This is a genomic window from Cupriavidus basilensis, from assembly GCF_029335485.1.
Classification (GTDB): domain Bacteria; phylum Pseudomonadota; class Gammaproteobacteria; order Burkholderiales; family Burkholderiaceae; genus Cupriavidus; species Cupriavidus basilensis_E.
On the sequence record NZ_JARJLM010000594.1, the window covers coordinates 1 to 11554 of the forward strand.

At 59.6% G+C, this 11554-nt stretch carries 7 protein-coding genes and 1 pseudogene; 4 read left to right on the top strand and 4 right to left on the bottom strand.

Annotation, left to right across the window (positions count from 1 at the left end; all coding sequences use genetic code 11):
• The coding region (locus P3W85_RS45710; protein WP_430869692.1) for a DUF1643 domain-containing protein at positions 1-102 on the bottom strand (102 nt) is incomplete at its 3' end.
• Positions 103-256: 154 nt separating this feature from the next.
• Between P3W85_RS45710 and P3W85_RS36850 the strand changes: the two genes are divergently transcribed.
• The 3 genes from P3W85_RS36850 (at position 257) to P3W85_RS36860 (ending at position 3946) form a co-directional block, all read left to right on the top strand.
• The gene (locus P3W85_RS36850; protein ID WP_276268418.1) at positions 257-850 is read left to right on the top strand and encodes a hypothetical protein; all 594 of its coding nucleotides are present in this window, start codon (positions 257-259) and stop codon (positions 848-850) included.
• A gap of 1432 nt (positions 851-2282) precedes the next feature.
• Positions 2283-2984, top strand: coding sequence for a hypothetical protein (locus P3W85_RS36855; RefSeq protein ID WP_276268419.1), 702 nt, complete (start codon positions 2283-2285; stop codon positions 2982-2984).
• 158 nt (positions 2985-3142) lie between these two features.
• Positions 3143-3946, top strand: coding sequence for a peptidoglycan-binding protein (locus P3W85_RS36860; RefSeq protein ID WP_276268420.1), 804 nt, complete (start codon positions 3143-3145; stop codon positions 3944-3946).
• A 198-nt stretch (positions 3947-4144) separates the two neighbouring features.
• On the opposite strand, the gene P3W85_RS36865 is transcribed toward P3W85_RS36860, so the two are convergent.
• Entirely contained in the window at positions 4145-6022 is a 1878-nt protein-coding gene (locus P3W85_RS36865; RefSeq protein WP_276268421.1) for an Ig domain-containing protein, read from the bottom strand.
• 427 nt (positions 6023-6449) lie between these two features.
• Here P3W85_RS36865 and P3W85_RS36870 point away from each other — a divergent pair, with 427 nt between their 5' ends.
• A complete protein-coding gene (locus P3W85_RS36870) occupies positions 6450-7502 on the top strand; it encodes a hypothetical protein (protein ID WP_276268422.1) in 1053 nt (350 codons plus the stop codon).
• Positions 7503-7952: 450 nt separating this feature from the next.
• On the opposite strand, the gene acpP is transcribed toward P3W85_RS36870, so the two are convergent.
• Both acpP and P3W85_RS36880 read right to left on the bottom strand, forming a co-directional pair.
• Positions 7953-8285 carry an acyl carrier protein gene (acpP, locus tag P3W85_RS36875; RefSeq protein WP_276268423.1) on the bottom strand — a complete coding sequence of 111 codons (333 nt, stop codon included), beginning with the start codon at positions 8283-8285 and terminating at the stop codon, positions 7953-7955.
• 2018 nt (positions 8286-10303) lie between these two features.
• Positions 10304-11554: pseudogene (locus P3W85_RS36880) on the bottom strand (tyrosine-type recombinase/integrase); the annotation flags it as partial.

The window sequence follows — 11554 nt, forward strand, 5'->3', positions numbered from 1 at the left end:
GTCGGCGGTCGACGGGTTGAGCATGATGAAGCCCAGCTCGGGGCGGGTGCGATCCCACTCGCGCCACAGGCGGTAGCAGTGTTGCTCGCAGTCGGAGAGGATGGCGCCTGCCTCGCCGTTGAGGGTCCGAGCGCCAGGTGCTTCATGCTACGATTCCTCCAAGTTCTAGCGGGAGGGCGCGATGGGCAGTCCGAGATCTATCGACGATGGAAGTGCCGGTCGATCCCATTCTGAACAGATTGCGGCTGAAGCCCATATGCAGCAGGTGCTTACAGAGAGTGCCAAGGGCCTTGCGGTGCTGAATGGTGGTGGCGCGCTTGCAATGCTTGGCCTACTCCAGGCGCTGGTTCAGAAGGTCCTGCAGTTCGGCCTGTTCAAGCCCTATGGCCTATCTGCGCTTGCGGCCTTTGTTGTTGGTGCGCTCATGGCTGCGCTGACGTTCTATTGTCGATGGATACGCTCGACGTGGATGCTGGTTGATGACACCACTCGACAGCGTAGCTTCTGGCTGGGCGCAACCGTGGGATTGGTTTGGGCAACGATTGCGGCATTCGTTGTCGGATGCGTTCTTGGTCATGCTACGATTCCTCGAAACGATAGGAGGAGACTATGGGCCGTGCCGCTGAATGGCTTGAAGGTGCCGTCGAAGGATCGGATGTCTTCCCGTACGATGCGGAGTTTGATGAGTCGGGGGATGACGGACACGTTAGGGTTATCTGGACCGTCCGCGATTCCCGCGAGCAGCGAAGGCGGAATGCACCGCTCGTTATCCTCATCGATTCAGCGCTCATCGATCGATGGGACGGTGCCAGCACTAGCGAGCAGAATCGCATTTTCGATAGAGCCGTAGAGATACTTGACGCCAACCTTGCAAGCTACGATCCAAACGGTAGAGTTGAGGTGCCTGCTGCATTTCAGATTCGTTTGGAGGAGGACGGATTCTAGTTCACCGCCATCAAGGAAAGCGTGCACCAGCTTCTATAGCTCTCTGGTGAGTTGGGGCAAGCTAACCGCAAGCGAAAATCGGGTTCGATGCCGGACAGTTGCGGTCGGCGCGGCATGGTTTTCCGAATCCGGCGGGCGCGCTGGCCGACTGTAGCTGCCAAATCGGCAGAAACTGTCACCACGCTTCGCTAGAACGAACGACCGCTATGGGGCAACGCATCGGTCTCTTAAGGGTCGCGTCGCGTCCTGCCGATTGCTGCATTGCGAGGCCCGGGGCTGCGTATACGGATTGCATTGGGCTGTACCCGGCCATGAACCGTCACTCGGCATCAGCCCCAAGGATCGTTGACAATCGAATACATTGCTTGCGGCTACCCTCAGGAGGCGGGAGAGCTACGCCAAGGCACGGACCTATTTCGAGGCGAACGGGCGGTTGGCCAGTTACTCACTTTATGGTGATGGCGAGGCATCGGAAAATGCTTATCTGGACAGTCTGGGAGGCGAGATCTGCTTTGGCTACGGCCGGTTGGGAACGGTCGAATCCGATATCCGATTTACGCATCCATTGTGAAACTCACGCCGGATAATGAATCGGACCATGCGGTACCCTACTGTCAGGCGGTACCGTCCGGCTTCCCGCCGCGCCAGACTGATCGCACTCGATCGTAAATTGACCCCGAACGAGCTTTATATGGCCGCAGCCGACACAGCGGCCTTTTTTTCGAATATCCGTTCAGGATGGTCTAAAAGCCCCTGCCAATCGCCCGAGCGTAACGTGCATGGCGGCTCAATTGTGCCAACCGACGTCAGACCGTCATCTTTTGTCATCCGATCCCTTAGCAGGAAGTCAGCTTTGTTCCTGTCTGCAGGAATAGGCAAGACTGACGGAACGGCAGCCGGTGTGGCGCGTTTCGCGCATAACTGGGCGCCGGCGGTCGCGACGCTCCGCTTAGCCGGCCCCCCTTGATTGCCGGCACCAGCCGTGTCGGAGCCGCAAGCACGTCCGCGGGGGAGCCATGTCCGTTTGGTTCCCCTCAGGCGGAAAGCCAATCGTCTGCTGCGTTGCCAGTGCACGCCCACCGCGTTCGTCCGCGGCCGCCTCACCTAGTCCCTACGCTCCGGCGACCCCTCTCACGTGGGATTCGAATTCCTGGTTGATCAGGCATTCTCGTGTCCATCTGTAGTCCACACCTCGAGGGACGACAATGAAGCGGAAGGCGACGACGTATGTGGAGGGCGACGGCGAACCAGGTGTCAAAGCCATCTGGCAGGGCGTGCAACGCGTTATGGACTTTGCTGCTGGCTTGGAGAATTGCTTGCTTAAAGATGGAATATAAATGCCCACGCCAAGAATTATAACAAGATTAAATAATCCGTCAGTCGAAAAAGGATATTCAAAAACCATTTCGACGAAGGGGGTGGCAATTATTTTGGCGATAATGCCAGCAATAGCAACATACGCCGTTTCATTCGTCGATAAGATTCGAGAGTCAGAGCTGACATATGTAAACCAGCAGATCAAGCAGCTATATGGCCCGCTCTATTCGCTAAACGTCGCATCTTCTGCCGCTTGGGCTCAATTTAAACGAATGCACTGGCCATCCGGTGGGAGACGCTATTTTTTCGACCCATCTCATCCTCCAACAGTTGAACAAACCGATCAATGGCGTAATTGGATGGCGATGGTGTTCCAGCCGATTAATATCAAGATCGAGACGGTGATTGTTGAGAATTCTCAGCTTGTCCTGGGCAATGAAATCCCTGTTGTTTTCAAAGAGGCCATGACCCAGACTGAAGCCTATAGGGCCGTCATGGCAAAGTGGAAAGACACCGATCGCCTGAATGTGAGCGCATACACCAATGCAGTCGGAAATACGGTTACCGGCCTCAACTATCCGGAAGGTATTGGAGAATGTGTCCGGAATGGCTATCTCGCTCTAAAGAAGAGGCAGGAAGAATTGCAGAATAATGTTTTCAGCGTCTTCTTCTCCGAAAAAATTAAGCCGGATACCTCCTGTCTTAGTTCATCTCAGAAATAATGACGGGGTGGTATTGAAGAGAAAAAATTCCGAGAGCCGGGCTGTCCGACTTGTGCGCCCGCCAAGGTTAGCGATTCACCTACCGTACGCCACATACTCAACTACCAATAACCAACATAGCCAACTTGGCCCCGAGGCCACTACACGAGGAGACCACCATGCCTGCAATCCTGCAACTGGGAGATTCCGGCGCCGCCGTTACGCAACTGCAGAATGCGCTGAAGGAGCGCGGATTCAGCCCAGGCGCCATCGACGGGAAATTCGGTCAGGGCACGATCGCGGCGGTGATGGCCTTCCAGCAAAGCGAGAACCTGCTGGCCGACGGCAAGGCCGGTCCGCGAACACTCGCCGAACTGGGACTGGTGACCGACGACACCCTGCCCGACGCCACCGACGCTTTTACTGTGCAGGTGGTCAGCCGGATGTTTCCGCAAACGCCGCTGGGCAATATCAAGGCCAACCTGCCCGTGGTGCTGCAGGCCTTGGTCGACCACAAGCTGCAGGACAAGCGAATGGTGCTGACGGCACTGGCCACGATCCGCGCCGAGACCGCGAGCTTCCGGCCGATCAGCGAAGGCGTTTCTCGCTTCAACACCTCTCCAAACGGCCACGACTTTGACCTCTACGATCGCCGCGCCGATCTTGGGAACCAGGGCCCGCCCGATGGAGCGCGCTACTGCGGGCGGGGCTTCGTGCAGCTCACCGGGCGCACCAACTACGCAACCTATGGTCCCCAGCTGGACCCAGCGCAGGACCTGGTGAGACAACCCGAGCTCGCCAACGATCCAAGCATCGCGGCCAATCTGCTGGCGCTGTTCATTGGCGACCGCGAACTCGCCATCAAGGATGCGCTGCTCCACGGAGACTTCCAGGCCGCGCGCCGGCTCGTCAATGGCGGCACAAATGGGCTGTACGATTTCACGAACGCCTACCAGACCGGCGACCAACTTGTGCCTGATTGACCCGCTGTTGCCCGCGTACCGGTTCACCTTCATTGAGCCCGTTCTTCGTCCCTTTGCTCCTTTCGTCGATCGCTACCCACAAGGAGGGCCGGCGCAACACGCGGCCGGCTCTCACGGTCGCAGATCTGTGATGTCGCAGACCTGCGATCGTGATGACCGGGCTGCCGCCCACTCCGGTTTGACGGCGATCGGGCTCGCCTACGTTACAAGGATTGTGAATTGGCCCGAGGCCGTCGCATTTGCCTTGTCGACAACTTGCACGACAACGGTGTATTGGCCTGCGAGCGTGGGAGCGCCTATCAACTGACCCGTACCTATCAAGGTAATGCCGGGAGGCAGACTCCCTCCCGCCTGTGTCCACACATAAGGCTCCTGACCGCCCATAGCGGTCAAGGTAACGCCGTAAGCGCCCCCTACCGTGCCGGGCTGGAGCGCCGCAGCCCCTCCCACTATGCGAGGCACACGGAACGGCGGCCGCAGATTCCACGCTTTAGGCAAAAGTTGTCCGAGTGTGCTCTCAAACATCGTGCGCGTTGTTCCCCAACTCTCTAAGTAGGTGCGGTATGCCGCTTTTGCGGCCTTGATGTCGTCACTCTCGCTCAGCAGTACGACCGTATTCGCCAGCAGGTGGGCATTCGACTTTTCCACATTGTCCTGCAGGGAGGCCTCGGCCGCCCGCAGATCGGTGACTTTCTTGTTGAGATCGCTGATCGAGGGCGGCGCCACCAGCTTTCCCGCGACATACACCACTTGGCTCAGGCCGAGGATGCCGAGCAGCCCCTCGGGGATTTCGAATGTGCTGAGATCCGTCAGTTGCGCGCCGGCCGAGAGGAGAGCGAGGCCGACCATGACGCTGAAGGTCACCATCTGGAAGCGGGTGACGTCGAACTCGCCATCCGTCGCGAAGATGTCTTTCCATCGTGCGAGATTGACCTCGGCGATGCCGCCCTTGGGCAGCCAGCCGTGATTGATCAGCCAGGCCCAGTTGTCAAAGTCCAGCCGGTTCTTCGTCACCTCAGCTCCCGCCGCCGCAGTGGCGCCGATTCCGGAAATGCCCATCAGCAGGAGAACGGTGGTGGAGAGTCCGGTGAGTTGTCCAGTCAGCATCCAGATATAGAAGACCAGACCCAGTACGACCAGCGAGAAGAAGAGGATCTGCAACTTGGCGGGGCTGCCACGCCCATTGGGCCCGGCCGTCAGCACCACGGGATCGAAGTGACGCCAGACCGTTGCGTAGTTCGTGCCCTGATTCGGTGGTGGCACGAGATCCTTTGGCCCGTTTGCAGCCTTTGCCTTGCGCGCCGATTTGCGAATGTAGTAAGTCGCAAGCACGGCCGCCAGGTAGAACAAGACGCAGAGAAACAGAGCACAACTGGACGAAGCAGCCCTGCTCGATAGGCGAGTATCGAACGATCCGACGACCGCCGGAGTGCCGTCATCCGTTCTCTTGCACCCGAGTACATATACCGTCACGCTCTTGCGGAACAGGGTGAGAGAATCGATCTCGGGATAGAAGCGGATGAGCGTCTTCGGAACCGGCGTCTCCTTCCACAAGAAGTCCGTGCCACCCGGGCCGTTGGTGGCCAGCTCAGCGGAAACACGCCCGATAGGCATGACCTGCGCAACGGTAGGCGTGACTAGTACCGGATTGGCGGGATCGGCTCTGAACAGGGCATCGGTGGATTTCGTGTCCATCACGATAACTCTATAGTTTATTGCTTCGGCAGGGTCGAATGGACGAAAGAGCAAGACATCGACTGCGCCTGAGTTGGGCAGGTGGGCGAGACGGCTGGCGATCCGCGCCCGCTGCTCCTGTTTCGGCAAGCTGCCGTGTGCCACGCGGGCGATCGCGGATACCGCTTCTTGCGCAGACAATGCCGTACACGCGTCTGAGGCAGTCGGGGCAGCAGGGATCGCAGTTCGAGGGGGGGCAGGCGCGGCGGGTGTGGTGCCGGAAGCCCCGGGCGGGTTGGCAGGAGCCGGCGCCGCCGGAGACGCCTCCGCCGTGGCACCCGCGAACTGAAGCGCCGCGACGAGCAGGAGCAGGAGCAGGAGCAGGGGATAGATACGTGGCATGCGCTTTCTCCCGGGGATGGGTTGAAAGCTGCGACGAGCCCAAAATTGGTCGCCTCTCGCAGTTCAACCAACCAAACCAATTTCCATAAGGCGACAGCTATTCTGACGGCTTTATCAATACAGCAGATCCCTACGAACGGGCGGCTGGCATCTTCGCACTCGGATAGGTGCTCCCCCGAAAGACGGGATGCGCCGCTCACTCGAATCTATCTTCGGCCCGCTGAGTCGTTGCAAAAGCTGCCCCCCGTTATTGGGGGAAACCCGGTCCTTGAGTTGCATACATTCACAACGCAAAGTAGGTAAGTCGATGTACTGATTCCATTTCCAGACGGGGAATAGAACCCGGTACGCCGATCGAGCCACAACGGGAATCCTCGTTTTTACTTCCGTCGTGAATCATATTTTGCACATCACAAGGGACCAAACCATGGAAAATTCAGAAGCTTTCATCAATGTGGCGATCCACCTAAATGAGAAGGGGGAGAGAGTTTCCGTGGGTGACGGCGAAGTATTTGCTGCCCCCATTGGTGCAGTTGTTGTCATTGAGACCGAAGTATTTGTGAACAAGCAACGCGCGCAAATCCTGCGAAGCGTGTTTAATGTGCCAGGTGAGCAAATACTGAACAACAATATTCAGACTGCACAACGAGGTACTGCGTATATCGCCAACGGACAGACGGTCCAGGGTGGGGCAGAGACAGGCGTCCCTTCGCAGCTGGCCACGGCGTGGAGTAAAACCGGACGCTATTTGGTCACCGTGAAATCCGATTTCATATACAACGGGAAAGTGGATCAATATGAAAGCTATTTTACGGTGGAAGTCATGGCGCCTTCGTTTCGCCATACATCAAGAAAAATCGAAATGTATAGCGGCCCGAAATTGAGTAACGAGACAGAGCCGCCTTTATTGACCTGTGCCGTTCAAAGCCAAGAAAGCATTCATTACTCTGACAACCCGGCTCTTCTCGGTGGAAGAATTGGTTTTCTACAGACGATCACTGGATTCCGGTCAAGGACGCCCGTAGACGGACCGGTGCAATACGCTGGATCCGAGCGGCCATTTCTGGACCCGACAGACTATAGTGAGATATTCTACACTCTAGCCGACACTTCGTCGGATCAGTTCTGGTACGAAGACCAACCTGGTCTCCCATGCCGCGATGGTGGGTTATTCAATCATTATGAGGTTGGGTACGTTCATGGGAACTCTGCAAATGAAGAGTTTACAGCTTACCTTGCATATAAGGCTCCCGCCGGGGTGCCTGGTATCATCCGAAGCTATTGTGTATGCAAGGACTATGTGAAATGGTCATGGCATATATCAGCGAGTGATCATTCCGGGTGGGAGCTTGATGGCGCTGTCCGATCTAGGACTGACCCGTGGATAATAACCGGCAATTGGTCGCTGATCGAGTGGGAGCATTGCGCTATGGATTACGCTGCTCATTTCGAACCTGCTGAGGCCGTTGATCCGAACTGACGATCGTGGCACAACATGCAAGACGGGCCATCCTTGACCCAGAGTCGCGTGTTAGACTGTTCTGATACCGCCCTTGGCAGTAGGCCGTCTGATATTTGCAGACTGGCCGAGCCCAAGGGCGTTTTGCATATCGAGGCAATCGCTATGGTGCCTTTGGTTTCTCCGGTTCGCCCCAACTACCCCATCCTCATTTTCTGAACCTTGCGTTCTCCCTGTTTCGAGCCCGTGGGTCGGCGCCGGCGTAGCCGGCATGACAGCGTCACACCTGGTTGGTGAGATCCTGCGCCTTGGCCTTCCTGTCTCCGGAAATCCTCTGCATCGTGGCCATCCGGATACCTCACCGAGTCTGAAATGAACAACCCGCTCGCTTTGGTGGATAGTAGTAAATGAACAGCCACACCTGCCGGGTCGTCGCAAAGGTACGGCTCCCATCAATTTAGCTGGACACCATCATGCGGCCTCTGGGGCATCATTGCCGGACGTCGATTTTTCATGTCTTACCCTTTCTTTGATGTAATCGATGATACTCTGGACAGTCGTGAAGTAGCGCTCGACCTGTTCTTCCGGAATCTCGATTTCGAACTCCTCTTCCATGACCATCCCTATCTCGACAACGTCCAGCGAGTCAGCGCCAAGGTCTCCGACCAGTGACATGTCATTTTTCACAATCTCGACTGGATATTGGAGTTGCTCTGCGATTATCCTCTTTACACGCTCTTCAATTGAAGCGTATTTCACCTCTGATTGAGTTTGTGGCGTAGCCTCATTCCTATCGTCATCCATGATTCAATCTATATTCCGGTAAGTTGGTGAGTATTAATCACGGGCAGTGTGATATTACTGTCGGTGATAGTTCGGGAGATTGCAATGAAATAGAAACCCCGCAGAGGAAGGGGGAGGTTTCGGATTTCGATGAGCTCGTCTTCCTTGGCGGCGTCTGCCTGGAAGACTACGACCTGCCTGATGAAGGCACGAAGAAAGAGATCTTGCGGCAAGCCAACCGGCTCAAGCGCGGACCGCGGGGAGAGACGGTTCCGTTACGCTCGAGGCGAGCCGGGAACGCGGTCACGATGACCGTAATGCGAGATCCGATCTCAGACCAGGAAGACGCGTACGCGCGCGCGAAGTTCTTGGAAACCATTGGCCCTAGACTTTGAGGAAATAGCTCGTCCCTCCGCCCATGGCAGTAGGCCGTCTGATGTTCGCCGGACAGGCCGAGCCCAAGGGCGTTTTGCAACTCGCGGCAATCGCTATAGCGACCTTTGGCATCTCCGGTTCGCCCACACTGTCACATCTTCATTTTCTGAACCCTGCGTTCTCCCTTAGTCTCCTCTGCACCCATGCGACGAATGCCAATCCAGTAGCGCATCTCAGAGAGGAGAAGCGGGGCCGGGGCGACGAACACCGTCGCGCGCTATCCCACGCGGCACAGCACGTGCCGTGATTTCCCGCGGAGAATGATGAAGTATGCACGGCAGCTACTTGCTAACGGAGAGTCGCGGATTGTCGACCGCAATGGAAAGCCGCTTGGTGCCGGCGATGCCGACCGGCCGCTCTTGCATGTCCTACCGCGGCTTTTCGTGCCGATCAAGGCACTCTCAGGAAGTCAGTCGTTCACCTCCCATTCCCATTTGTCGTGTGAGTGCATCGATCTCACCGTCACCAGCACACTACCTTGCGTGGTTGCCCCAGAGGGTGGGGTAATCGTGAGACAACCTTACCCAAACCGACGGTACTTTGTCGGTGGGTCGCGATCGATCCGCAATGGTTGGCTAGTACCGCTAACGCTGGACATCACCGAGTTCGATATCACGTTCGAATGGGAAATCGACGGTGGCTGGAAGGTGTTTCGCCAAGACCACTGGCTGATCCGCCATGTCCTGCACGTCAAACTGCTGCCAGGAAGCGGCTTGACCTATACGATGGACAGCGCGTGTTGGCAACGGGCAGGTAAGGACGCCGGGCCAGGTTCTCCGACTAGTGTGCACCACGCTCCCGTGAGCGCTGGAGCCCGGTGTGGCGGCCGTTCGAGGGGCCGCTCGATCCCCGCGCGCAGTCCTATGCCATCGGGGTGCTGGCCAATCTGTACCGCTACCTCAAAGACAAGAACTACCTGGCCGGTAATCCCTGGCAGGGCATCCATGTGCCAAAGAGCGCCAAGCCAGAGATGGACACCGGCCGCAGCCTGAGCGAGGCGCAATGGGCCTTCGTCGCCGGCCGGCTGGCCGAGCAGCCGCCCACGTCCGCCAGCCAGCGCCTGCAGGTGGCGCTGCCGCTGCTGTACCGCACCGACCTGCGCCTGTCCGAGGTCGTGTCGTTGGCCACGGCGGATCTCGACCGGGTGAGCCTGCCGCGCCCGGGCACGCACGAGCGTGAGGAGGGGTGGTGGCTGACGGTGCTGGGCAAGCGCAGCAAGGTGCGGCGGGTGCCGGTGCCGGACGGGGTGGTGGTGGCGCTGGGCCGGTACCTGGTCGCGCGGGGCTTCGCGGCCGATCCGCGCGACCAGCGCGAGCCGGTGGCCCTGCTCGGCCACGCGACCGACACGGCGGCGCGTGCGCCCTGGTTGAAAGCCGACGGCGCCGGCGCGGCCGCACCGCTGCAGCCGGGCACGCTCTATCGCCAGGTCAAGCGCTTCTTCCAGGCCTGCGCGTGCGAGTTGGCGCTGGTGGACGCGCGCTGTGCCGAGCGGCGCGCCGCGGCTAGCATGCACATCTCACACGGGCTGGCGGCCAGCGTCCTGTCCATCCCCCGTACCTGCAGAACGGGGCTGCGAGGGGCGAGAGCCAGGGTCACGGATACTTTCACGAACGTGAATATTTCCCGGGCGTGCCGACACCGGGGGCCAATGGCACCGTCTCCGGCTGCGCGCGGGCTGGTGCCGCGGTGGCAGACGCCCAGCCGATCCGGGGCACTCCTGCGTGGCCTCATGCCGCGCATCGTCCTCCGTATGCAGGTAGGCGCTGGTGGTCGAGATGGACGCGTGCCCGAAATTGTCCCGCACGAACCGCAGGTCCACCTGCTGGTCCGTCATGTGCGAGCCAGCGGTATGGCGCAGCCAGTGCGCCGACGCGCTGGCCAGCACCTCGGCCCGGCTTTCCCAATCTGGTCCGCGCGCGCAGCCGCTCGGCCGCCAGCGCGAACACCTCCTTCATGATCAGGTGGAGGGCGCCGCGCGACAAGGGCCGGGGCGCCCGGGTTTGGCCAATGACTGGCAGCACCAGGGGGCGATCTTCGCCGGGCATCGGGCTGGGCGGCAGGCCGTGGGCGCGGCGGTAGCGCGCCAGTTCTGCCACCAGCTCGTCGGTGGCCGGCACCAGCCGCGTCTTATTGCCCTTGCCGGTTACCTCCAGCCACCAGCGCTCCACCCCGTGGACATCGCGCCGGCAAAAAAATGCCCCCATGCGCGTCTCGGCCACCTCCGCCGCCCGTAGCCCACCGAGATAGAGCACGGAAAAGAGCCAGCGGCAGCGCGCCGCGTGCAGGCGCTCGCGCTCGGTGGCGGTGTCGCTCGCACCCGGCATGGCCTCGATGGTGTCCTTGACCGCCTGCCACAGTTCGTGACTGAGGTAGCGCGTGATGCGGGGCTTGGCCTGCCCGCGGCGGCGGCGCGCCAGCGACAACGGGTTGCCGGCCAGGTAGCCGGCCTCGACCAGCCAGGCGAACAGGGCATTGAGGATCACCATGGCGTGCCGCGTGCTGAGTGAGGACAGGGCGCCGGCGAAGGGGCGCCAGTCCGGATGGCTGCGCGCGAGTTTCTTGCGCGATGCCATGACCCAGCGCCAGGCCGGCTGCGGGTCAGCCAGAAAGCGCTCGTACAACAGAAGATCCTCATGGGTCAGCGACGACAGCGGCTTGCCGTGCTGGAGCACGGCCCACAGCAGCAGCCGCTCGGTCTCGCGCCGGTAGGTCTGCAGGGTCGCCGGAGTATCGGTGTAGCGGGCCAGCCAGGCGGTGACGGCGGCCAGATCATCGGCGGCCGCGATCTGCGGGGTGCCGCCGCGGGCCCGGTTGCTGCCGGCGGCGCCGGAGAGGTCGGCAGGCAGGGCCAGGCG

What these genes read in the sequence shown, in the direction of transcription:
- P3W85_RS36850 (WP_276268418.1), top strand. Translation starts at nt 257, where the DNA reads ATGCAGCAGGTGCTTACAGAGAGTGCCAAGGGCCTTGCGGTGCTGAAT.
- P3W85_RS36855 (WP_276268419.1), top strand. Translation starts at nt 2,283, where the DNA reads ATGCCCACGCCAAGAATTATAACAAGATTAAATAATCCGTCAGTCGAA.
- P3W85_RS36860 (WP_276268420.1), top strand. Translation starts at nt 3,143, where the DNA reads ATGCCTGCAATCCTGCAACTGGGAGATTCCGGCGCCGCCGTTACGCAA.
- P3W85_RS36865 (WP_276268421.1), bottom strand. Translation starts at nt 6,022, where the DNA reads ATGCCACGTATCTATCCCCTGCTCCTGCTCCTGCTCCTGCTCGTCGCG.
- P3W85_RS36870 (WP_276268422.1), top strand. Translation starts at nt 6,450, where the DNA reads ATGGAAAATTCAGAAGCTTTCATCAATGTGGCGATCCACCTAAATGAG.
- acpP (WP_276268423.1), bottom strand. Translation starts at nt 8,285, where the DNA reads ATGGATGACGATAGGAATGAGGCTACGCCACAAACTCAATCAGAGGTG.